The 22,001-nt window shown below is 56.6% G+C and carries 20 protein-coding genes and 1 pseudogene; 3 read left to right on the plus strand and 18 right to left on the minus strand.

Going from position 1 to position 22,001, the window contains the following annotated elements; translation table 11 throughout:
- Positions 1-30 precede the first annotated feature (30 nt).
- Positions 31-942, minus strand: a complete 912-nt coding sequence (locus tag MARHY_RS11845; protein ID WP_041654834.1) for a DUF1853 family protein — start codon at positions 940-942, stop codon at positions 31-33.
- Between the two features lie 64 nt (positions 943-1,006).
- Here MARHY_RS11845 and MARHY_RS11850 point away from each other — a divergent pair, with 64 nt between their 5' ends.
- Positions 1,007-1,447 (plus strand): VOC family protein, encoded by a 441-nt coding sequence (locus MARHY_RS11850; RefSeq protein WP_014422008.1) that lies wholly within the window; start codon positions 1,007-1,009, stop codon positions 1,445-1,447.
- 257 nt (positions 1,448-1,704) lie between these two features.
- Here the strand turns inward: MARHY_RS11850 and MARHY_RS11855 are convergent, their stop codons facing one another.
- From MARHY_RS11855 to MARHY_RS11910, 12 genes and pseudogenes are all read right to left on the minus strand, one after another.
- A complete protein-coding gene (locus tag MARHY_RS11855; RefSeq protein ID WP_014422009.1) occupies positions 1,705-2,277 on the minus strand; it encodes a hypothetical protein in 573 nt (190 codons plus the stop codon).
- A 113-nt stretch (positions 2,278-2,390) separates the two neighbouring features.
- Positions 2,391-3,704: pseudogene (locus MARHY_RS11860) on the minus strand (RHS repeat domain-containing protein); the annotation flags it as partial.
- 102 nt (positions 3,705-3,806) lie between these two features.
- A complete protein-coding gene (locus MARHY_RS11865) occupies positions 3,807-4,184 on the minus strand; it encodes a hypothetical protein (RefSeq protein ID WP_014422011.1) in 378 nt (125 codons plus the stop codon).
- Complete coding sequence (locus MARHY_RS11870) at positions 4,177-5,142, minus strand: type VI immunity family protein (protein WP_041654837.1); 966 nt, start codon at positions 5,140-5,142, stop codon at positions 4,177-4,179. The genes MARHY_RS11865 and MARHY_RS11870 overlap by 8 nt, the downstream gene beginning before the upstream one ends.
- Before the next feature lie 27 nt (positions 5,143-5,169).
- Positions 5,170-5,547, minus strand: coding sequence for a hypothetical protein (locus MARHY_RS11875; protein WP_041654838.1), 378 nt, complete (start codon positions 5,545-5,547; stop codon positions 5,170-5,172).
- A complete protein-coding gene (locus MARHY_RS11880) occupies positions 5,540-6,514 on the minus strand; it encodes a type VI immunity family protein (RefSeq protein WP_014422014.1) in 975 nt (324 codons plus the stop codon). The genes MARHY_RS11875 and MARHY_RS11880 overlap by 8 nt, the downstream gene beginning before the upstream one ends.
- Before the next feature lie 24 nt (positions 6,515-6,538).
- A complete protein-coding gene (locus MARHY_RS11885; RefSeq protein ID WP_041654840.1) occupies positions 6,539-7,444 on the minus strand; it encodes a VRR-NUC domain-containing protein in 906 nt (301 codons plus the stop codon).
- Positions 7,441-8,382 (minus strand): DUF4123 domain-containing protein, encoded by a 942-nt coding sequence (locus MARHY_RS11890; protein WP_014422016.1) that lies wholly within the window; start codon positions 8,380-8,382, stop codon positions 7,441-7,443. Before MARHY_RS11890 ends, MARHY_RS11885 begins: the two co-directional genes overlap by 4 nt.
- The gene (locus tag MARHY_RS11895) at positions 8,379-10,457 is read right to left on the minus strand and encodes a type VI secretion system Vgr family protein (protein WP_014422017.1); all 2,079 of its coding nucleotides are present in this window, start codon (positions 10,455-10,457) and stop codon (positions 8,379-8,381) included. Before MARHY_RS11895 ends, MARHY_RS11890 begins: the two co-directional genes overlap by 4 nt.
- A 118-nt stretch (positions 10,458-10,575) precedes the next feature.
- The gene (locus MARHY_RS11900) at positions 10,576-12,312 is read right to left on the minus strand and encodes an alpha-amylase family glycosyl hydrolase (RefSeq protein ID WP_014422018.1); all 1,737 of its coding nucleotides are present in this window, start codon (positions 12,310-12,312) and stop codon (positions 10,576-10,578) included.
- Positions 12,309-13,532, minus strand: coding sequence for a glycosyltransferase family protein (locus MARHY_RS11905; protein ID WP_014422019.1), 1,224 nt, complete (start codon positions 13,530-13,532; stop codon positions 12,309-12,311). The genes MARHY_RS11900 and MARHY_RS11905 overlap by 4 nt, the downstream gene beginning before the upstream one ends.
- A gap of 36 nt (positions 13,533-13,568) precedes the next feature.
- Complete coding sequence (locus MARHY_RS11910) at positions 13,569-14,369, minus strand: HAD-IIB family hydrolase (protein ID WP_041654842.1); 801 nt, start codon at positions 14,367-14,369, stop codon at positions 13,569-13,571.
- Between the two features lie 80 nt (positions 14,370-14,449).
- Here MARHY_RS11910 and MARHY_RS11915 point away from each other — a divergent pair, with 80 nt between their 5' ends.
- Positions 14,450-15,904 (plus strand): protein adenylyltransferase SelO, encoded by a 1,455-nt coding sequence (locus tag MARHY_RS11915; RefSeq protein WP_014422021.1) that lies wholly within the window; start codon positions 14,450-14,452, stop codon positions 15,902-15,904.
- A gap of 7 nt (positions 15,905-15,911) precedes the next feature.
- On the opposite strand, the gene MARHY_RS11920 is transcribed toward MARHY_RS11915, so the two are convergent.
- Both MARHY_RS11920 and MARHY_RS11925 read right to left on the minus strand, forming a co-directional pair.
- A complete protein-coding gene (locus MARHY_RS11920) occupies positions 15,912-17,306 on the minus strand; it encodes an AmpG family muropeptide MFS transporter (RefSeq protein WP_394131292.1) in 1,395 nt (464 codons plus the stop codon).
- A gap of 15 nt (positions 17,307-17,321) precedes the next feature.
- Complete coding sequence (locus MARHY_RS11925; RefSeq protein WP_011786031.1) at positions 17,322-17,804, minus strand: YajQ family cyclic di-GMP-binding protein; 483 nt, start codon at positions 17,802-17,804, stop codon at positions 17,322-17,324.
- 134 nt (positions 17,805-17,938) lie between these two features.
- Between MARHY_RS11925 and MARHY_RS11930 the strand changes: the two genes are divergently transcribed.
- Complete coding sequence (locus MARHY_RS11930) at positions 17,939-18,910, plus strand: response regulator (protein ID WP_011786032.1); 972 nt, start codon at positions 17,939-17,941, stop codon at positions 18,908-18,910.
- Between the two features lie 226 nt (positions 18,911-19,136).
- Here the strand turns inward: MARHY_RS11930 and MARHY_RS11935 are convergent, their stop codons facing one another.
- The 3 genes from MARHY_RS11935 to fliS all read right to left on the minus strand — a co-directional run bounded on the left by MARHY_RS11935 (position 19,137) and on the right by fliS (position 21,990).
- On the minus strand, positions 19,137-20,150 hold the full coding sequence (locus MARHY_RS11935; protein WP_014422023.1) for an AraC family transcriptional regulator: 1,014 nt from the start codon (positions 20,148-20,150) through the stop codon (positions 19,137-19,139).
- A gap of 90 nt (positions 20,151-20,240) precedes the next feature.
- Complete coding sequence (locus tag MARHY_RS11940) at positions 20,241-21,452, minus strand: argininosuccinate synthase (protein WP_011786034.1); 1,212 nt, start codon at positions 21,450-21,452, stop codon at positions 20,241-20,243.
- Between the two features lie 133 nt (positions 21,453-21,585).
- Positions 21,586-21,990 carry a flagellar export chaperone FliS gene (fliS, locus tag MARHY_RS11945; protein ID WP_011786035.1) on the minus strand — a complete coding sequence of 135 codons (405 nt, stop codon included), beginning with the start codon at positions 21,988-21,990 and terminating at the stop codon, positions 21,586-21,588.
- Between the last annotated feature and the right edge of the window lie 11 nt (positions 21,991-22,001).

Consider the following 22,001-nt stretch of genomic DNA (forward strand, 5'->3'; position numbering starts at 1 on the left):
TCTGTGAACCGAACAGCCCCTACAATGGTCTTAGGCGCCTGCACCCGGCCACTGGGGCGGCATAACGAACACCCGCCTGTCCTCTACCCAGCGATCGGATTCCGGCCGCCTGTTCAAAATGGCAAACAACTGGGGTATCCCGGCGCACTCCACCCGATCAAGCGCCGCCCTCGCCAATGCCATATCCGGCTCAGCCGATTGAGTCCAGGGGCCGATCCAGTCCGGCTTGAACAGGGGCACCCAGCCAGAGATATTCTCCTGCCGGGCCTGATCAAGCCTCATCCAGTGACCTTTCAGATGCTCCCTCGGCACCTGTGCCGGGGCCTCAGGTAGCGTTTGAGCAACCGGATAGAACAGATAGCCTGGCATGAAAATTCGTGGCGTTACCGTTTCGCAGACGCCAACACTGGCCAGCAAGCCCTGGGTTTCTGGTCGCTGGCACAAGCGGCTTTGGTGATTCAGCAGGCGCTCAGTCTTCAGATCCAGCCGATCCCGGGCATTGGGTCCGTACCACCGGACCTGATTTGCCTCGGTTACGAAGCCGAGATAGAACTTGATGGCAATTTCGTGGTGCTCCAGTTGGCCGGAGCTCCGGTTGCGAACCAGAAAATCCAGCTCACCCAGCGTTCGCCCCTCGGCCTGAACCTGCTGATTCTGCAGTACAATGTCCCAACCCAACAGATCCCGCAGTAACACCTCATACAGGCGCTCGAAATAGTGGCCAAGCCGACCCTCCGGCGTTTCCGTCAACCGCGCAGGCAGGGTATCAGGGTTCCGCTCCCACCGTTTCAACGTCTCCAGGAATTCCGGGGGCAGATGGGCGGCAGGATCGAAACTGAGCTCATGCCTTAACAGCTGAGGCGACAGACACAACCAGGCCAGATGCCGGACCGCCGGCACCTCGAACGCCCGCAACGTCTCGGTAATCTCGTTTTTAGTCATAGCCGAAGAATACCGTAAACTGTGGGGTACACAATTCAGAACCTGACCAGCCAAGGAGCACCTTATGCAATACCTGCACACCATGATCCGGGTGAGCAACCTGGAGGACACGCTGCACTTCTTCTGCGATTTGCTGGGCATGGTAGAAATCAGTCGTAAAAGCAACGAAAAAGGTCGCTTCACCCTGGTGTTCCTCGCCGCCCCGGACGATGAAGCCCGGGCCCGGGAAGACAAGGCGCCCATGATCGAACTGACCTACAACTGGGACCCAGAGGAATACACAGGCGGCCGCAACTTCGGCCATCTGGCCTACCGCGTGGACGATATCTACGCCCTGTGCGAGAAACTCCAGGCCAGCGGCGTCACCATCAATCGCCCGCCCCGGGATGGCCATATGGCGTTCATCAAGACGCCGGACGGGATTTCCATTGAGTTGCTGCAGAAAGGCGATGCGCTCCCGGCACGGGAGCCTTGGGCGAGTATGGAGAATGTGGGGAGTTGGTAAAGTGACTTCGATTCTGTAATGGCGCCGGTTTTCGGTCCAGCCATTACAGAATCGCGCCGGAAGTGAGGGTTGCGGCCGGTGCGACGGCATGTTCAGCGGTGACGGCATCTAGTGTCGAATGGTTCCAGCCTCGGTACATCATGCAAGTGCTGCGCGGTATCCAAGTAGCGCTGAGGCTGGCCCGATAACGCCACCAACTCCTCCTTCTTATGGCTCCCCCTCCTCAACGAGGTCTGGCTCAATTGCTCAGTAGCACTCTAATCCCCTAGCGCTATACTGACTATGTAACGAACACCACTCTTTTCCTCAAATCTAACCAAAAAAGAACGGTTAGTAGCCAATTGGTCATAAATTAAAGGGCTCAGGCCAGAGACGCGACACACGTCTTCATCAAGATAGTAGTTTTCCTTTTCTTCATCTTGGAAAACAAAACAGAACTTTTTATCCTGCGTTTCGCCAACGAACTGCACAGTTTTCATATCAACTAGCGCACCTTTTCCGACTTCATATAAATAACTTTCCCCGAGTTTTCGGGCAGCCAATGTTGAGTTAGAATCTGCGTCCCCCCCCCCGGAATAAAGCCTACCTGCCCTAGATTGCTGAGGTGCCACCTCGCCGATCAAAACTTTCGCAGCTTTCTGAATACGAACATCTACCAGATTATCCATTGTGTTATAAACGGATCGGCCCGAAGCATCATAGAACGGACTAAGCGCCAAATGCTGACGTGCATGCTGTAAGTTATTCGGAATTTTTCCTACGGCAACGAAAGCACCTTCTTTTGCAGCATCGCCTCCGTAGAATCTTACTCCGTCGACGTCCTGCAGCAATTCGATTTCAAGCGCCCTATTGTTGGCAAACCCGAGTTTTCCGGCGTATCAACCTGATTTATCACCCTATAGCTGCCCTCAGGCAGTGAACGAAGGCTAGCCTGAAGTTCAGTGTTTATGGAACTATCAGGTGAACGTTTCTCGTGTGCCGCCAACCCCAACGGATCCACCCACCCCGTCGGATTAGGCACATACTGATAATTATTCAACCCACCCGCAAGGCCAATCGGATCCGGCGTAATGAACCGACCGGTATTCGGGTTGTAGTATCGATGCCGGTTGTAGTGCAGGCCGGTTTCCGGGTCGTGGTACTGGCCCTGGAAGCGGAGCGGGTTGTCGATTTCTGAGACTTGTTGCTGGACCACATTCCCGTAGGCGCGGTAGGTGACTGACCAGACGAGCCTGCCCTGCTGGCTGGTCAGCTCTTGGGGCGTTCCCAAATGGTCCAGGTGGTAATAATAGACTTCGGCTTGTTCGGGGCCGTGGCCATCTACCAGCGCCAGGGGTTTGAAGCTGTCAGGTTCGTACAGGTAGGTGCGGTACTGATCCCCGGTTTCTTCAGCAATCAGGCGATCGCCCTGCCAGAGGAATTCGGTTCGTGTCAGGCCGTTGGTTTTAGCGATACGGCGGCCGAAGGCATCGTACTCGTAGTGCCAGATGCTGCAATCCGGTGTGGTGACGCTCGTGAGCCGGTGCTCGCAGTCGTATGTATACCGGGTGACCAGTTTCTGGCCTTTACCTCGACGCTCCTCAATCAGGTTGCCGAATTCGTCGTACTCGTAATGGCTGTCACCGTGCATGGTAAGCCGGTTACCGCGCACATTGGCAGATTGACCGCTTGAAGCCCCCAGGTTTTGCTCCAGGAGGTTGCCAGCCGGGTCATGTATGAGTTGCTCATAGAGATCGCCCCGCACGCCCACCAAACGATCCATCGGGTCGTAGACGTATTGTCTGAGCCCTTTGCGGCTGTCCTGGATGCTTTTGAGGTTGCCGATGGGATCGTACTGGTAGTCGCGCTGGGCGCTGATGTCTTTAAGGCGACCCTGATGAATCCGGTGCTGGGTCAGGCGACCTTCGTCATCGTATACATAGGCACTCAACAGCTCACCCTGTTGCCGTTCGACTTCCTCGCCGGTGGACGCCATTCGGTGGCGAGTCAGCGGTTGGCCATTCAGGTCGATGCCTGACAACAACCCGGCTGTGTCCCGGTGGTAAGCCAGCGCCTGGCCGTCCGGCAGTACCATTTCGTGCAGGCGATCAAATTCATCATAACGATAACGAAGGCTCGCCCAGCCCTGATGTTCGGTTTTCAACAAACCGAATTCGTCGTACTCGAAAGCCAACGGCCAGTGGCCATCATCAACCCCGATCAGTTTGCCGTCCGCGTTATAGCCGTACTGAATCTCGCGGCCATCGGGTAGCGTCTTTTACAGAGTCTAACATCAGGTGAGGTTCCAACTACCTTGACAGAGGGGGGGGGGATCGATCAGTTAAATCGTCCTGACCACACGTATAGATGTGGCTCGACCCTATGAAACCGGGCACCACTCCACACCGTTGAGAATACCCGTCAGCCGAATCTTGGCCTGCTTGTCCCCCGCACGAGCATTGACCACGACCTCGCCGCTCGCCCGGTCGTATTGGAGGTGAGTGACGGTCGTCGCATGCTCCAGAAAATCTTCGGGGAGCACCTGCCAGGTTTCGCCATTCCAGATTTCCACCCTTGGAGCTTCCGTCAACGAAAGACGCAGGGTGCCTTTGCCCTCAAACAGCACCAGATCTCCCTGCAAGGCCCACTCGCCGGCACCAACGATGTCAATGCTGCTCTCGCCTACGGCAAGCTCGGACAGTTCTATGTCTGGAAACCACTGTGCTGGCATCAGATCCATTGCCAGGGTGTCAGTCATGACTCACCTCCGGTTCTCCATCGAAGCGGGACAGCCATTCGCGGAATTCCTGAGTATGGAACACAGTCTGACCGTCCACGCGGCCCTTGGCTATTCCACCGTGCTTGGTTGAACGAATCGGACGTAAGGCCTGGGCGGCTTGTCGATAGGGGGCGACATCCAGACCCTGCTCCCGGTCACCCAGCAGGGGCTTGGGTCCAGCCTGGATAATCACACCGCCGTCATACGGTGACACCCAACCATCCGGTAACGCCTCCTGCAACGCAGCCTCTCCACCAAGTTGATTCACATAGGGCTGGCAGATGGCAGTGAGCCATGCCGGCGATTTGATGCTGCTCAGCAAATACAGAGAGTGTGTTGTTCCTTTGCCGACATTAAGGCCAGGGAAACGCTGCCCCAACTGATAGACCAAAGGGTCTACACGAGTTTCATAACCGTGAGATATAGCTAATCCAAATCCCGCATACGCTTGCTCAGCGTTCAACAAGCTACACCAACGTTTAAAAATATCTGGTAGTTTTTCGTCGCGGTCGATAAAGAAATCTATCGGAAAATGGCAATAGAGATATGACAACGATCGTTGGTTGGAGAGAGGATGGTCTTCTATGGTTCTTGCCTTCCCGCCTCCCAATGAGACGAAGTCTATGTCCGAAGCATCTGTCTTCTTTTCGCCACCATGAAAAACAAACTCCCACTCCTCGTCCTGTGGCACATCCAACAGCCACTCGTCCGGGTACGGGTAAGGTGTCTTCTTCAGACTTTTCCAACGGCCGGTATTTGGGTTGGTAGTCCAATTGAATTCCTGGCCGAAGTACTCCCGGTATTCATTGAAGACCGCCAGCACCGCCTCCCGGACATCCGTACGCCAAGCATTACGGACGTAAATTTCCACGTTCAGGCAGAGCTTGAGCATGACGCCGTCGGCGTCTTCTACCCTGATGTCATTACTCACATCCATGTAACCCACGCCCCTTTTGATTCCGGTCTACGACGCCGGCAACCACTCCACACCGGTGAGCATACCCGCCAGCCGAATCTTGGCCTGCTTGTCCCCCGCACGAGCATTGACCACAACCTCGCCGCTCGCCCGGTCGTATTGGAGGTGAGTGACGGTCGTCGCATGCTCCAGAAAATCCTCGGGGAGCACCTGCCAGGTTTCGCCATTCCAGATTTCAATCCTTGGTGCTTCCGTCAACGAAAGACGCAGGGTACCTTTGCCCTCAAACAGCAACAGATCTCCCTGCAAGGCCCACTCGCCGGCACCAACGATATCAATGCTGCGCTCGCCTACGGCAAGCCGAGTCAACTCAATGTCTGGAAACCACTGTGCAGGCATAAGATCCATTGCGAGGGTGTCAGTCATGACTCACCTCCGGCTCTCCATCGAAGCGGGACAGCCACTCCTGATACTCAGGGGCATTGAAAACTTTCGCACCATCCACCCGCCCCATAGCTATCCCATCATGATCAGTGGAACGAATTGGTCGCAAGACTTGCGCTACCTTTCGATAGGGGGCCACATCCAGGCTCTGCTCTCGATCTCCAAGAAGAGGCTTGGGACCGGCTTGTATTATCACGCCGCCGTCGTAGGATGACATCCAACCATCTGGCAGCGTTTCCTGCAATACAGCCTCACCACCGAGTTGATCCACATAGGGTTGGCAGATAGCCGTAAGCCAATTGGGGGTTTTAATGTTGCAAATCAAATCATCGGAATGAGATATCCGATCACTGATATTCAGTCCAGGGAAACGCTGACCTAACTGATACACCAAGGGGTCTACCCGGGTTTCATAACCATGAGAAATAGCCAAACCAAATCCCGCATAGGCTTGTTCGGCGTTCAGCAAGCTACACCAACGATTGAATACAGATGGCAGTTTTTCCTCACGATCCATGAAGAAGTCGATGGGGAAATGCATATAGATATACGACAAGAAACTATCAAGGGACGCAGCCCCTTCATCCCCTTTATTTACTCTCCTACCAAGTGACACCACATCCACATCGGAGGCGTCGGTCTTCTTTTCCCCACCATGGAAAACAAACTCCCACTGTTCGTCCTGCGGTACATCCAACAACCACTCATCCGGGTATGGGTAAGGCGTTTTCTTCAGGCTTTTCCAGCGACCGGTATTCGGGTTGGTGGTCCACTTGAATTCCTGGCCGAAATACTCCCGGTATTCATTGAAGACCGCCAGTACCGCCTCCCGAATATCCGTACGCCAGGCATTACGGAAGTATATTTCCACGTTCAGGCTAAGTTTAAGCATGACACCATCAGCGTCTTCCACAGTCATCAGTTCTTTCAGTTCTTTCAGTTCATCCACGGTAAGTCTCCCCTGTCCTGAAGCTTAAAATGCGGCTCCGATGCGCTCCAAGCTTGGACGCAATGATGACATCCTCTGCGCAACGAGTTTGGCGGCTTCACTGCTTCCACGAACCACAGTAGAGGTTCCCCGGTAAAAACGGGCGCTCTGGAGCGCTGCCCTCGCCCCCAGCGGTGCCAGCAGAACATCATCCGCCGTTCCGATCCCGGTGGCATCATCCAGCACCAGCGCTGTCATCGCAACGCCGATGGCCAACACTTCCAACCCGAGCAACAACGAATCACCCAGCCCATGCTCTTCTTCCTGCTCATACAAATCCCGCGCAGGCTGCAAGGAGTCTTCAGGTACCAATTGCTGTTCTGTACCGTTGCACTTGCAAGTGTCCTCGTTGAGTTCGTGCAAGCCATTTCGAGAACCAGCAATCCGTCTATAGGCTTCTGCCTGTCCGTCTCCCCAGCGGTCCCCTCGAAATTTGACCTCCACCACCCCCAGCAGGTTGTCCTGAGTTGGCAACCCGGCAGGGTCTCGCAGAACTACGGCATCCGGTATACGAAGCTCGCCTTTACTGTATTGCTCAATCTCATCTTTGAGCAACGCATCGGCCGGAGTCTTTAGGTTTCGAATCCTATTAATCATATGACCAAAGTTGCGGATCGGTTCAGCCGTTTCTTGCCCCATTCTATCCTTGAGCATTAGTGGCTGTGGAACTAGCCCCGGCGCCAGGGGCATGTAATACCCAACCTGCGGCCGGATGCCGGTATCCGAGACCTGATTCACCGCATCCAGGGAAGCATCGACACACATCTGCTTCATGTTGCGGCCGGTCTGGGACTGCATGGGGTTGACGCTGCAAAAGCAGACGAAGCTGCAAATAAACGCCAGTTTGGGCGTTATGTCGTTACAGATCGGGCATTGCTCGGTGGCTGTCATCCTTGATCACTCCAACGTTGTTCACGGCGCTTGCTGATCAGGGCCGTTTCGTCATACGACGGCATCCAGTCCGGGTCGTGGTGGGGGGCGTAGTGGTCCGGCTGTTCGGCCAGGTCGCGTTCGATGTCAACCAAGGCCTGCGCCAGATCCGCTGATGCCAGGAGCTCCTCTGCCCGGGCTGCCCGATAGAAGTGGGAACAGCGCTCTAAGCACAGTTGGCAGAAAGTGAGTGTTTCCTGGGGACTTGGCGCCTCATGCCATCGATAGATCGCCTGTACGGTCTCGTCAATCCGTTGAACGACAATCTCATTCGCCAGATGCATAAGCCGCCAGGTCATTGACTGGTTTAATTCCACCACCGCCTGTTGCACCCGGTGGCGATGGTAGATCGGCCTCATGGCCTGGATGTGTTGCTCAGTTAACCGAAGCCATAAAGGCTTAAGCCTTTGCCAAGTCGACTGCGCCCCCCGTTCAACAGGCTCACTGAGCCAACAGGTCTCTTCACCCAGTTGTCGGGCGGCCCACTGGGTTACGGGACCGGCAAAGGTCTGCTGCTCGGACACACTCAGCGATTGCCAAAAGACAGGCAGGATGTCCGGATCGTAAAAACGGCACAGCACCTCGCTGTCATTTTCATCAACAAGGGTGAGAGACTTTCGTAAATGGGCTGCCAACTCCGCCAAGTTTGCATCGGCAGTCAGCAATACCCCCCAGTTGTTTGATGGGGAGGACTGGTGCGCCCAGCTCAGGAATTTATGGTCGGGGTTAATCTCGGCCAGTATCGGGGACACCTCTAAGAGGTGTGCAAAGGGTGTTCCGTTGTACAGGGGAATGCTGTCGCTGGTTCCCGCCAGTTCGTACCACTTGGCCCTTAACCCAGGTAACGCCGCATCTACAACAACGAAAGCCCGCTGGCCACTGGAAAATGGCCATTTCATACGCGGCCCCTTTGTGTCATGCGCTCAGAGCAGATTTTGCAAAAGGGCTTACCGTTCACAGCGGCCTGTTTAATGGCTATTGCCTGCCCTTCGGATTCCGCAAAGCCGGTTGGCGGGAAGACCGGTTCAACCATCCCGTGAACATTCTTTTCCACGTCCTGCGGCAACGCTGGCCCACTCGCTCCCTGCCCCGAACCACTCCCCGGGCTACCCCCGGAATTGATCTTGATCCCCGGCCCACTCAACGTAACCCCACTCGGGTCCAGCTTGATAAAGCTACCACCCCCGGAAATCGTCAGCTCTGCCCCGGCATCCAGCACCACCTTGGCACCGGCCTTGTGGTGCACTTCGGTGCCAGCTTCTGCGGCCATGGCACGAGCGGTTTTCTGATGGTAGGTGCCGCCCACGGTCTGGCTGCAATCTGCGCCAACGGACAGCCGGTTTTCGCCGTCGGTGGTGCAATGGTCCGCCGCTTTGATGTGGCTGAACTGGTGGTTCTCCACCGTCAGGTGGCTGTCGTTCTTGATAACTTCGGTGCGGTTGTTTTCCGTCAGCAGGTCCAGGTCTTTCTGGGCGTGCACGTAGATCTGTTCTTCGCCGGCTTCGTCTTCAAACCGCAGTTCGTTGCTGCCCTCACCCTTGTGGGTTTTGGTTTTCAGGGTGGTGCGGGTTTTGTGTTCCGGCAGCGCGTACGGCGGTGTGTTGGTGGCGTGGTAGGTTCTTCCGGTGATGATGGGCTGGTCCGGGTCGCCGTCCAGGAAGCTGACGATGACCTCGTGGCCGATTCTGGGCAAGGCCATGAAGCCGTACTGGCCGCCGGCCCAGCCCTGGGCCACGCGCAGCCAGGCGCTGCTGTGTTCGTCGTTCTTCGAGTATCTATCCCACGGGAATCTTACTTTTACCCGGCCGTACTGGTCGCAGTGGATTTCTTCCCCGTCCGGGCCGGTGACGAGCGCCATCTGGGGGCCGTCCATCACGGGTTTGTGATTACACAGGGGGCGCCAGGTTTTGTCGGCCGGGATGGCGCTGAAGGTGTTGTGGTAGCTGGTGGGTTCGCTGCCACCCTCTTCTTCCAGGGCCTGGGGCTGTTTGCCGGTATGGGTGATGGCGGTGAGCAGCCATTCCCGGTTCAGGGTCTGGCTGTCGTGGTCCTGCAGTTCCACTTTGGCGCCGGGGGTGAAATCCGGGCGGTTGCTTTTACCGTTGGCCATAGCGGCGTCGTTTCTAAGGGCATCCAGTTTGTTCTGGGTGAACGGCTGGCCGCTGGCGTCGGCTTTGTAGCGGCCGGGGTAGTCGTAGTGCTGGTAGTCTTCCCGGTGGTTCGCGTCGGCAGCGCTGTGTTCATGCATCAGGGCGTAGGCGGGGTTCTTGAAGGTGTAGTCCTTCATGGCCACGGTGGCGGCTTTGACCCGTTCTTCGTAGGCAAACTGGAACACGCAGGCCTGTTGGGTGCTGCCGCCGGCTTTGGTGTTACAGGTGACCGGGTCCAGTTTCGGGGCATCGCCGTGGTGGTCGGCAAGAATCAGTGCCGGTTGTTCTTCGCCATCCACGCTGCCGTGCTGGTAGCGGTAGTGCCAGCCTTCTTCGGCGGCCAGGCGTTCCAGGAACTGCAGGTCGGTTTCCCGGTGCTGGACGCAGTATTCCCGTTCTTCCGGTGGGCGTTTGAAGTCGAAGATGGAATCCACAATGCCCCGCTCTTCGAGCAGGGTGCGCACGATGGCGTCGGTGGTCTGGGTCTGGAAGATGCGGCTGTTGTGCATCAGGCCCAGGCGCCACAGGGGCGGCTGGATGACGACTTCGTAGCGGGTGCGGCGGTGGCCGGTGTCGCCCCGCATAAATTCGTTCACCACGCCGGTGAACCGGCGCAGGGGCTGGCCATCCTGCCACACCACCAGGTCTACCGGCTGTTCCAGTACATCGGCGGCGGCCACATCCGGGTCGGTGCTGGCCAGTTGCAACCGGCCATGAAACAGATCAGACAGCCGTTCGGTCAGCGCGAAGCCGACAACGACAAAGTGGTCCGAGGGGAATTCGCCTACACGGGCGGTGAACTGCAATCCGCTTGCCTGGGGCATGACTTCGATCCCTGAAGATTATGTTGAACTGACTCATCCTGAGCAGCCCCGATTATAACCACCGACTTGCAGAATACAAACCAACCATGCCTCATTCCTGAGGCATTCGCCTTAACGCTCAGCGTCTCTGCTGGTTGGACAACCACACACTCTGATACGGCTTCAGGGTGATTGATCCAGCCAGATCATCCACCTCCATTCCGGAGATCAAGTCTACCCAACGATCCGTTCCAATCAGATTAATATCACTGAGCGCCACCTGCTGCACCTCGGGACTGATGTTATGGATACAGAACACCGACTGCTCCCGGCGCATGCTCTGGCGCCAGAACCCGAACAACTGCAACCCCAGGTGTAAGGTGAACTGCGTGGCGTTCGGATGGAAAGCAGGTTGAGCACGGCGTATGGCAATCAAGCGCTTCAGCTCCCGGAATGCCTTGCTGTGGTGGGTCAGTGGATCTGCGAGGGTTTCCTCCAGTTGCGACAACTGCCATTGACTGCGGTTAATGGAGCGCAGGCGCCCGGTATGCTCCACCCGCGCCTGATCGTTCTCCGTGGCCAGCAAGCTGTGAATATAAAAGGCGGGAATGCCCTCGAGGGCCAGCATAATGGTATGCGCACACAGGAATCGCGCGAGCTGCCAGTGGTCAGCACCGCCTTCTGCGGTTCCTTTGAGGGCATCCCAGAGCGCAATGTTCATCTCATAGGGCTGATCCCGCCCGTCGGCCGTCCGGCGGTAGGACACCTTACCCCCAAACGACTCCATGGTGTTGATCAGGCGTTGCTTTTCATCTTCGGTCAGCAGGCCATCTGTGGGCCGCAGACCAACGCCGTCGTGGGAAGCGATAAAGTTCAGATAGGTGGTGCCCAGCTGCGCCGGGGGCATACTCATCAGCCAGGTTTTCAGATGTCGGCAATTGCCGGTCACCAGCGTGTTGATCAGCAGAGGCGGCAACGAAAAGTTATAGATGGCATGGGCTTCGTTGGCATTGCCAAAATAAGTCAGGTTCTCTCGATTGGGTACATTGGTTTCGGTGATCACTACCGCGTCCGGCGTGTGATGTTCAATCAGCAAGCGCAGGATCTTGATCAGCTCGTGGGTTTGCTGCAGATGAATACACGGCGTGCCCGGCTCTTTCCAGAGAAAGGCCACGGCATCCATACGGAAAATCATCACACCTCGTTCCAAGTATTGGCGGATGATCCCCGCAAACTCCAACAGTACCTGCGGGTTGGCAAAGTTCAGGTCTACCTGATCTTCACTGAAGGTGCACCACACATAGCGCTCGCCGTCGTCGGTCTGCACCGGATTGAGCAGGGGCGACGTACGTGGCCTCACTACCTGGCTGAGGTCGTCTTTCGGGTTGCCTTCAAAGAAATAGTCCTTACCCGGGTCGATGCGCTTCTTATAGTTTTCGAACCACCGGCTGCGGGCCGACATGTGGTTGATCACAAGATCGGACATCAACTTGTAGTCCCGGGCAATGGCCTCAATCTCCGGCCAGCCACCGTGACTCTCATTCACCGCAAGGTAATCCATCACCGAAAAGCCATCATCAGAGCTGAAGGGAAAAAACGGCAGTATGTGCACCGCGGAAATGGAGTCCTTAAGGCTGTCATCCAGGAAGCGCTTGAGCGTCACCAGCGGCTTCTCGTCCGGTTGCTGAAGCGTGTCCGCGTAGGTAATCAGCAACACATCGGTTTCGTCCCAATGGTTCTGGTGGGCCGGTGGGGCGTCGGCATTGGGCGCCAGCCCCATGGTGGCCAGTAACTGCTCCGCCAGAAAGTCGCAATCTACCGAGGGATAGACGACCTCGAGCATACCTTGCAGCTTGCTCTTCAGTGGCTGAGTCATGGCCGATATTCCTGATTGTCCAGCTCAACAGCCTCCAGCAGTTGCTCACGAATGTCCGGAATGGCGCTGGTCACCCGGTTCCAGCTGGGGATAAAGGGGGTGTCCATGGGGTTATCCAGGAAGTAGGCGCCGGCGCGCATCACATTCTGGGCAAACAATTCCACTGCCTTTTCTTCCTTGTGCCGATCAAAGCCGAGCCCGTTGATCACGGCGTCGTTCTGATAGGTTTCCACAAAATCCAGAGCAATACGGAAATAGGTCGCTTTGATGGTGCGGAACTTTTCATTGGAGAACACCTCGCCATTGGTGGCCAGCTTTCGGAACAGGGCCTTGGCGATGTCTACACTCATTTTGGACAGCCCTCGGCTGGCGTCCTCCGGCGAGAGATCCTGATGCTTGTGATCGTAGACATCAGCAATATCCACCTGGCACAGGCGATTGGTGGCGTAGTTTCGTTTCATCTCCGAGAGCACACCAATCTCGAGCCCCCAGTCACTGGGAATGCGCAGGTCATTGATAACATCTGTGCGGAACGAGAATTCTCCGGCCAGGGGATAGCGGTAGCTGTCGAGGTAGTCGAGAAAATCGTTCGGGCCGCAGACTTTTTTCAGGGCACGAATCAGCGGGGTGACCAGCAGACGACTGACACGGCCATTCATCTTGCTGTCGGCGACCCGAGCGTAATAGCCCTTACAGAACATGTAGTTGAATCCAGGGTTGGCCACCGGGTAAATCAACCGTGCCAGCAGGTCCCGCGAGTAGGTCAGGATATCGCAATCATGCAACGCCACCGATTTGCTCACCCCGGAGGCCAGCACATAACCGAAGCAGTACCAGACATTCCGCCCCTTGCCCATTTCAGTGGGCGCGAGGCCCTGCTCGCGAAGTTTGAGGTCGATGGCCCGCAAACGCGGCCCATCGTTCCACAGCACCTTGAACGGCTGAGGCAACTCGGAGAAGTACTCCAATGCGTGCCGGTACTGCGCTTCGTTGGCACGATCAAGCCCGATCACGATCTCTTCCAGGTAAGGCACCTTTGTCAGCTCCTGGACAATGTGTTTCAGGGCGGGGCCTTCCAGCTCTGAATACAGCGACGGCAACACCAGTGACATGGGCCGCGCTTTACGGAACTGAAGCAGATCGGCCTCGATGTCTTCTACCGGTCGTCGCACAAGATTGTGCAGGGTCGTTACTATGCCATTCTGGTAAAAGTCGCCCATGGCGCCTCTCCTATGCTTTTGGCCACGCCTGGCGGCCTAGTAGCCGTACTCGAAAAGAAGATTGAGTACGCATTCGTTCCAACCCTCCGGGCCGGGCTTCAGGGAGCGCATGGGGTGCTTCTGCGATGGTAACTGGACCTGATCGCTGTTCACCCCGCGAATCACCACCGGGATATCCGCGGCCTCCAGCATGCGCTGGTCGTTCGGGCTGTCGCCCAATGCGATGGTGACTAGCGGCTCGCCCTGATAGTGCTCCCGGTATTGCTCCAGCAAAAAGCGGGCCCCCTCGGCTTTGTCGAAGCGCCCCATGGCGTGCCAGAAGCGGCCCCCCTGCACCAGACGGAGCCCCTCACGCCCCAGTGCCGCACTGAATTGGTCCAGCTCCGGGTCACTGCCTTGCCAGATCAGCGGCTCCGTACCCAGGCGCTGCCGGGCCCGAGAGGCCTCCACCTCATCCAGGCCCGCAACCTCCGCCAGTTCCGCATCCGCCATATCCGAAAAGCCCCGAAACTGTGCACCTGCCTTTCTCTGCACCATAAGCGTGCGAAGGACCTGCTGGTGATCTGCTCCAAAATTCATCACCTGTTCTTCGGTGCGGCCCAGACAGCCCGTCGGGATAACCGCCGCCGCGCCGTTCTCGACGATAAAGGGGGCCCGTATGCCCATCGCGTTTTGCAGATGGCGCATCTCGGCGGCGGTTTTACTGGAGTTAAAAAGCAAGGGGATACCGTTAGCGGCCAACTTTGCCATGGCCGGCGATGCGGCCCGCCAGCTGTAGCTGTGATGGTCCAGCAAGGTGCCGTCCAGGTCGGTGAAAATTATCAGGTGTGGTTGCATTTGGTTCACCTGCTCTGCAATCTGTTGTTAGGCTTCAACCCTATACATACGCAGTATTCATACCAAAGCCAGGTCGCTTTATGAGCAACAACAGTTTTCAGGTGGAACATCGCTACCTGGAATTACCGGACAGCTTCTACAGTCGGGTACAGCCATCTCCTCTGTCTGAACCGCGCATGGTCTGCTTTAACCAGGCCCTGGCCAGCGATATGGGATTTCTGGTGCGGAATGAAAATGACTGGGCGGCCATTGGTGCCGGCGCCGAACTTCTGGAGGGGATGGACCCGGTCGCCATGAAGTACACCGGGCATCAGTTCGGCATGTATAACCCGGAACTGGGCGATGGCAGAGGCCTCTTGCTCTGGGAAACCGTGGGGCCAGACGGCACACGCTGGGACTGGCACCTGAAAGGGGCAGGCACCACGCCCTACTCCCGCTTCGGCGATGGCCGGGCAGTACTCCGGTCAACCATTCGTGAATATCTGTGCAGTGAGGCCATGCATGGCCTGGGAATTCCCACCACCCGGGCGTTGTTCATGATCAGCGCCAAAGACCCGGTGCGCCGGGAATCTATTGAAACCGCCGCCGCTTTGATGCGGGTAGCGAAAAGCCACATCCGGTTTGGCCACTTCGAGTTTGCAGCCCACCATGAAGGGCCGGACGCCCTGAAAACATTGCTAGAGCATGTAATTGCCCTGCACTTCCCTCACCTGATCAGCTTGCCGGAGGACCAACGCTACGCCCGCTGGTTTGAGGAAGTGGTGGAACGCACCGCCAGGTTAATCGCGAAATGGCAGGCCGTTGGTTTCTGCCATGGGGTGATGAACAGCGACAATATGTCGATTATCGGTGACACTTTTGACTATGGCCCCTTCGCCTTCCTGGACGATTTCGACGCCGGCTTCGTTTGCAATCACTCCGATCACGAAGGCCGCTATGCCTACAACCGCCAGCCCCAGGTAGGCTTTATCAACTGTCAGTACCTGGCCAATGCGTTGTTGCCGATCATGGACGAAGATACCGTTCGCCGGGGACTGCGACGCTATGAAACCGCCTACAACGAGCATTTCAAACACCAGATGCTCGCCAAACTGGGGCTGGAGGAAGCGGATGGGTCAGATATGGGCCTGATCATGGACACCTTCAACATGCTCCACGAACACCGCGTGGACTACACCCGGTTTTTCCGCGGCCTGTCCAACCTGCACGACCATGGTACCGCGCCGGTTCGTGATCTGTTCGCAGATCGCAGCGTGGCTGACGAATGGCTGGAACGTTACGAAGCCAGACTACAGAAGGAAACCCGTGGCCACGATGAACGGGAATACGCCATGCGCCGGGTAAACCCGAAGTACATTCTGCGCAACTACCTGGCCCAGCAAGTCATCCTGGAGGCGCAGAACGGCGACTATGAGCCAATGAAGGAACTGCTCAAGGTGTTGGAAAAGCCCTTTGATGAGCAACCCGAGTATGAGAAATACGCTGCCCTGCCACCGGATTGGGGGAAACATCTGAACATCAGCTGCTCTTCCTGAACGGCCGCTATTTCACCAGGGCATCTTCCTCATGTTTGACTGGCGCCAGCGCATCCAGCCTGGCGCCGTGTCGCATCATAAACAGCACCAGAAGAATCGCAGGCACGCCCATCAACCCCGCAATCAGGAAGAACTCGGCGTAGCCAAAGTTCGCCACCACAATCCCGGAAAAGCCCCCCAGGAACTTGCCCGGCAGCGTCATCAGCGAGCTGAACAAGGCATACTGGGTGGCGGTGAACGAGGCACTGGTCATGCTGGACAGCCAGGCAATCAGCGCCACGTTGGCAATACCGCCACTGAGGTTATCGGCACTCACCACCAAGGCCAGCGCCGCGATATCCGGTGGTTGCTGGGCTAGCAGCACGAATAGAAGATTGGTTGCCGCCGTCATGACGGCACCTGCCAGTAGTATCCGGCGCACGCCATAGCGCACCACCAGCACCCCACCGACCATGGAGCCAACAATGGTCATGAAAAACCCGAACACCTTGGTGACATCGGCCACCTGGGTTTTACTGAAACCCATAAAATCCAGATAGAACGGATTGGCCATCACCCCCATGGCAATATCCGAAATGCGATACACCGCCACCAGCACCAGAATGGCCACCGCCAGCTCCCGATACCGACGGAAGAAGTCCAGAAACGGGCCAGCCACCGCGGCATAGAACCAGCCAGTTAACCTGGCCAGGCGTTCCGGTAGGTGGCTTCGTTTCTCCACCTCTTCCTCAATTCGGTGGGCAATGTCCTGCGCAGCCGCAAAATGGTTTACTTCCGGCTCTTTCACGAACAGAACCGTCAAGGCACCCACACCCACCAGCGCTGCCATCACCTGATACGACACTTCCCAGGACCAGAACTCCGCCACATACAGTGCACCGGCGCCAGCCACCAGCAACGCCAGCCGATAACCAAAGATGTATGTGGCCGCTAACGCCGCCTGCAGGCGCTCCTGAGCAATCTCAATGCGATAGGCATCAATGGCCACATCCTGCGTGGCGGAGGAAAAAGCCACCAACAATCCGAACAACGCCAGTGTCTCCGGAGCCGCCAGGGCGTTCGTCTGGGACATCAGGTACAACCCGGTGGCAATGCCCGCCTGGGCCAGCAGAATCCAGCTGCGGCGCTTGCCAAATAAACGGTCCAGCACCGGCAGTTTCAGCCGGTCCACCACCGGCGCCCAGAACACCTTGATGGAATAGGTAATGCCAAGCCAGCTGAAAAAACCGATGGTGGCGGTCTCCACCCCAACGTCTGCCAGGCGGGCATTGAGGGTGGAAAACACCAGCAGAAAGGGCAGCCCCGCCGAGAACCCGAGAAACAACATGGCAATTACTTGCCAGCGGGTGTAGGTGTAGGCGGTATCCCGAATCAGGGCTACAACATTGGGGGGAAGATAAATAAGAGCCTCTCCGAATCAGTCGCGAAAGTTGTTGAACTGCAGCGGGATGTCCAGTTCTGCCTCACGCAACATGGCAATGGCTTCCTGCAGGTCGTCCCGTTTCTTGCCGGTAACCCGTACCTTGTCGCCCTGAATGCTGGCCTGCACTTTCATCTTCTGCTCTTTGATCATCTTGACGATCTTCTTGGCCATGTCCGTTTCAATACCCTGCTTCAGGGTGAAATGCTGCTTCACCAGCTTGCCCGCTTTGCTTTCGCCATCTTCCGACAGGGCACGCGTGTCGATGTTGCGCTTGGCAAAAGCCATTCGCATCATGTCCACCAGTTGCTCCAGCTGGAACTCCTGCTCTGCGCTCAAAGTCAGGCGCTTGTCCTCCAGCTCGATATCCGCCTCAACATTCTTGAAATCCCAGCGGTTACCCAGTTCACGCTTGGCCTGATCCACCGCGTTGGTAACTTCGTGCATTTCGATTTCTGAAACAATGTCAAAAGAAGGCATAGTCGTTATTCTCCAAAGGCCACGGAGGGGTATACTGTGGCGACAATTTGATTACGGATGTTCGAAACCGCCAAGAATACCAAGAGCTGTGGCGAACCGCATCTGACAATGGACTGGTAAGAAGTAGATAAATAATGCCAAACCTCGATCTTCCCATTCTCGTAGTAGACGACGCCAAATTCAGCAGTATGGTGGTGGGCCGTACGCTGCGAAATGCCGGATACCGCGACATACGCATCGCCAACAACGCACCGGCTGCCCTGAAACTCATGGAACAACGCCCGGTCAGCGTACTGATTGCAGACTGGCTGATGCCGGAAATGGACGGCCTGCAGCTGACCGACCAGGTTCGCCAGCAAGACGAGCAGAACAACCACTACACCTATGTGATTCTGCTCACCGCCCGCGAGAGCGTGGAAGCCTTGTCGGAAGCGTTCGACCGGGGTGTGGACGACTTCATCTACAAATCAGACATGACCAAACAGCTCATCCCTCGCATCTTTGCGGCGGACCGCATGGCAGACCGGCAGAACACCCTGCTGCGCGCCAACGCGCTGCTGGTGGAGAACAACCGGGAACTGGAATCCAGCAACATCATTGATCTGGAAACCGGGCTGACCAACAACAAATACGCGCGCCAGCGCTTGCAGAAAACCCTGCGCCACGCCGAATCCCGCGGCGGGTCAACCGCCTACGTCATGTGCGGCATCCGTAACTGGCAAGAGCTGAAGCGCAAACATCCGCCCAGCGTGATGAGCGAACTGTCGATCGGCATCGCCCGGCGCCTGAGCACATTGATTCGCCCGATTGATGCCCTGTGTCGGGTAGGTGACAACCAGTTTGCGATTGTCTCCTACTTTCCCAACAGTGATCACTGCACCACCACCGCGTTCCGGCGCATTTTTGACGGCATCAACCACAAAGCCCTGAAAACCACCGCCGGCTTCATCTCTGTGGAGGCCGGTATGGCCCTGTGCAAAGCCGATGCCCAGGACGGCACGCCAACAGTGCAGGATTTGGAGCGCGCAGCCGTTCAAGGATTGGTAGATGCCTATGAAACCCGTCGTTTCACCGAAATCACCCCGGAGATACGGGAAGGTGTGTAGCGATCACAAACAGTAACACTGGGACACACTTCACAAACAGACAGGAAAGGCGATCAGGCTTATTCTGACATTGTGGAATCAAGCAGTATCCACCCATGGCGGAGGAGCCGAGTAGTACCTCCGCCGCCATATGGGTACCGCAGGTGGATTCCTCAGGATCAACGAATTTTTCAGGCACTTTCGTTCTTTCCGAATTTCTTAAGCCGGCTTTTATAAGCTGGCTTTTTTATTGCCTGCGAAAATCCCCCGGCGTCTTACCCGTCGCTGCTTTGAACTTTCGATGAAACGACGTGGTTTCGCTGTAGCCCAGGCGCAAGGCAATATCCGGAATACTCATGTCGGTATTCTGCAAATAGTCCTCCGCCATCTGCTGGCGCACCTCATCCAGCAATTTCTGGTACGACACCCCTTCCTGACTCAGCTTTCGCTGTAAGGTACGGCTGGTCATCCCCAGATCCTCGGCGACCATATCCTGGCGGGTAATGCCCTCGGCGAGCTGTTTCTGGATACTTTGCTTTACCTTGCTGGTCAGATCCGTGTCGGTGTCGAGCAACGCCAACTGAGACAATGCGTGTGCTTCCAGGGTTTTTCGCAATAGCGGGTCTGGCTGACGCAGGCGGGTTGCGAGCAGTGCCTGAGCAAAGGTGACACTGTCCTCCTCTGCATCAAACTGTACAGGGCATTGCCAGCGCAAAGCATAGGCCTTCTCATGCTCCGGGCCGGGAGAAGGCCGCCTCAGCCGAACTTCCAGCGGCGTGGCGTCCGTGCTGTCTGCCAGCCATCGCGCATAGTTGATCCAGGAGGCAAAGACATTGTCCACCACCTGGGGCCACACCACAGAATCGGTAAAATTGCAGGTCCAGATCAGTGTCGCGGAATCGCCCTTCATCTTGAGGCGGGTGGTACCCATATCCCCCACCAGCTTCTCATAGGGCGCAATACGGGTAACCGCTTCCCCCAACGTGGCGCAGCTCATGGTGATGTAACCCAGTACACTGTAGGAACCGGGTTGCACATAGTCGCCGGTCTCCAATCCCAATACCGGGTTACCGGTATGTTCGGCCAGCAAGTGAATAAATGCCTGGAGCTGTTCGCCGTCGATTCGGCCCTCATCGGAATCCAGGATCTCCGGCTTCAAACCCGCCTTTTCAAACAGCGGATCAACCGCGATACCTTTGGCATCGGCGTAGCGAACATACTGCCGCAAAGCGGCGACGGAAGCTGTGCCCAACGCATTCATGGTGATGACTTTCGTTGTTGGAATTGTTTGAAAAGTATAAACAAAAACGCCCGGTTATGAACCGGGCGTTTTCAGGGCATCAACAAACCATCAAAGCTTGCGGCCTTTGCCAGCGGCAATCCGCAGGCGCAGCGCGTTCAGCTTGATAAAGCCTTCCGCATCTTTCTGATCGTAAGCACCCTGGTCTTCTTCAAAGGTGGCGATCTTCTCATCGAACAGAGAATCGTCAGACTTACGGCCGACCACGTCTACATTGCCCTTGTACAGCTTCAGGCGAACGGTGCCGTTCACGTAGTTCTGGGTCTGGTCGATCAGCGCCTGAAGAGCCTCACGCTCCGGGGACCACCAGTAACCGTTGTAGATCACCTCAGCATAGCGCGGCATCAGGCTGTCCTTCAGGTGTGCCACTTCACGGTCCAGAGTAATGGACTCGATGGCGCGGTGGGCGCGCAGCATGATGGTACCACCCGGAGTTTCGTAACAGCCTCGGGACTTCATGCCCACGTAGCGGTTCTCGACGATGTCCAGGCGGCCAATACCATTTTCACCGGCCAGCTTGTTCAGGGTTTCCAGCACCACGTGGGGCTTCATTTCCTGACCATCAACGGCAACGATGTCGCCTTTCCTGTAGGTGAGCTCCACGTAAGTGGGCTTGTCCGGCGCGGCTTCCGGAGATACGCTCCAACGCCACATGTCTTCCTCGGCTTCCGCCCAGGGGTCTTCCAGGTTGATGCCTTCGTAGGAGATGTGCAGCAGGTTGGCGTCCATGGAATACGGGCTCTTGCCCTTCTTCATTTCCACGGGGATGTTGCGCTCTTCACAATACTTGAGCAGCTTTTCGCGGGAGTTCAGATCCCACTCACGCCAGGGAGCGATCACCTTCACGCCCGGCTTCAGGGCATAGGCGCCAAGCTCAAAACGAACCTGGTCGTTACCTTTACCGGTAGCACCGTGAGAGATGGCGTCTGCACCCGTCTCGTTGGCAATGTCGATCAGGCGCTTGGCAATCAGCGGGCGGGCGATAGAGGTACCCAGCAGGTACTCGCCTTCGTAGATGGTATTGGCGCGGAACATCGGGAACACGTAATCGCGCACAAACTCCTCGCGCAGGTCCTCGATGTAGATTTCCTTAACGCCCAGCGCTTCGGCTTTCGCACGCGCCGGCTCCACTTCCTCGCCCTGGCCAATGTCGGCGGTAAAGGTTACCACCTCACAGTTATAGGTATCCTGCAACCACCGAACGATGACGGAAGTATCCAGGCCACCGGAATAGGCCAGCACCACCTTTTTAATATCAGACATGCCCTTGCTCCAGACTGAACAGAATGGATGTGTTGAAAAGAAGGGCAACATTGTACGGGATGGCGGGGGGAATGGCTATAAAGCCCCTACCCTGCCAAAGGATAGGGGCGCCATGGACGGCAAAAGTACTGGTTTAGCCAGCGGCCTGGGAGTGCTGGGTTACCACTTCTTCGCGGATGCCATCCCAACCTTCTTTGATTGAACGCAAGAGCTCAGCGACCTCATCCAGTTTGGCGGGATCGTTTTTCACATTCGCCTCGAACAGAGTCCGCTCCATATAGTCGTACAGACCTTCCAGACGCTCTGCAAGATCGCCACCCTTCTCGAAATCAAGGAAGCTGCGCAAGCCGCCGATGATTTCAATGGCCTTGCTGATGAGCCGGCCTTTACCCTCAATGTCATTGGCCTGCATCCGGGCCTTGGCCATATTGATCCTTTCCAGGGCACCGCTGTATAGCAGTTGGATCAGCTTGTGAGGGTCAGCGTCAGTGATGCTGGTTTGAGCGTTTACCCGCTGATATGCCTGTAAACCGTTCATAATAAACCTCT

This window comes from Marinobacter nauticus ATCC 49840, assembly GCF_000284615.1.
In the GTDB taxonomy this organism is placed as follows: domain Bacteria; phylum Pseudomonadota; class Gammaproteobacteria; order Pseudomonadales; family Oleiphilaceae; genus Marinobacter; species Marinobacter nauticus.

Excerpts from the sequence above, each read along its gene's own strand:
- MARHY_RS11925 (WP_011786031.1), bottom strand. The coding sequence starts at position 17,804 with ATGCCTTCTTTTGACATTGTTTCAGAAATCGAAATGCACGAAGTTACC.
- MARHY_RS11940 (WP_011786034.1), bottom strand. The coding sequence starts at position 21,452 with ATGTCTGATATTAAAAAGGTGGTGCTGGCCTATTCCGGTGGCCTGGAT.
- fliS (WP_011786035.1), bottom strand. The coding sequence starts at position 21,990 with ATGAACGGTTTACAGGCATATCAGCGGGTAAACGCTCAAACCAGCATC.
- MARHY_RS11935 (WP_014422023.1), bottom strand. The coding sequence starts at position 20,150 with ATGAATGCGTTGGGCACAGCTTCCGTCGCCGCTTTGCGGCAGTATGTT.
- MARHY_RS11895 (WP_014422017.1), bottom strand. The coding sequence starts at position 10,457 with ATGCCCCAGGCAAGCGGATTGCAGTTCACCGCCCGTGTAGGCGAATTC.
- MARHY_RS11890 (WP_014422016.1), bottom strand. The coding sequence starts at position 8,382 with ATGAAATGGCCATTTTCCAGTGGCCAGCGGGCTTTCGTTGTTGTAGAT.
- MARHY_RS11900 (WP_014422018.1), bottom strand. The coding sequence starts at position 12,312 with ATGACTCAGCCACTGAAGAGCAAGCTGCAAGGTATGCTCGAGGTCGTC.
- MARHY_RS11850 (WP_014422008.1), top strand. The coding sequence starts at position 1,007 with ATGCAATACCTGCACACCATGATCCGGGTGAGCAACCTGGAGGACACG.
- MARHY_RS11875 (WP_041654838.1), bottom strand. The coding sequence starts at position 5,547 with ATGACTGACACCCTCGCAATGGATCTTATGCCTGCACAGTGGTTTCCA.
- MARHY_RS11870 (WP_041654837.1), bottom strand. The coding sequence starts at position 5,142 with ATGGATGTGAGTAATGACATCAGGGTAGAAGACGCCGACGGCGTCATG.
- MARHY_RS11865 (WP_014422011.1), bottom strand. The coding sequence starts at position 4,184 with ATGACTGACACCCTGGCAATGGATCTGATGCCAGCACAGTGGTTTCCA.
- MARHY_RS11845 (WP_041654834.1), bottom strand. The coding sequence starts at position 942 with ATGACTAAAAACGAGATTACCGAGACGTTGCGGGCGTTCGAGGTGCCG.
- MARHY_RS11915 (WP_014422021.1), top strand. The coding sequence starts at position 14,450 with ATGAGCAACAACAGTTTTCAGGTGGAACATCGCTACCTGGAATTACCG.
- MARHY_RS11905 (WP_014422019.1), bottom strand. The coding sequence starts at position 13,532 with ATGGGCGACTTTTACCAGAATGGCATAGTAACGACCCTGCACAATCTT.
- MARHY_RS11930 (WP_011786032.1), top strand. The coding sequence starts at position 17,939 with ATGCCAAACCTCGATCTTCCCATTCTCGTAGTAGACGACGCCAAATTC.
- MARHY_RS11885 (WP_041654840.1), bottom strand. The coding sequence starts at position 7,444 with ATGACAGCCACCGAGCAATGCCCGATCTGTAACGACATAACGCCCAAA.
- MARHY_RS11910 (WP_041654842.1), bottom strand. The coding sequence starts at position 14,369 with ATGCAACCACACCTGATAATTTTCACCGACCTGGACGGCACCTTGCTG.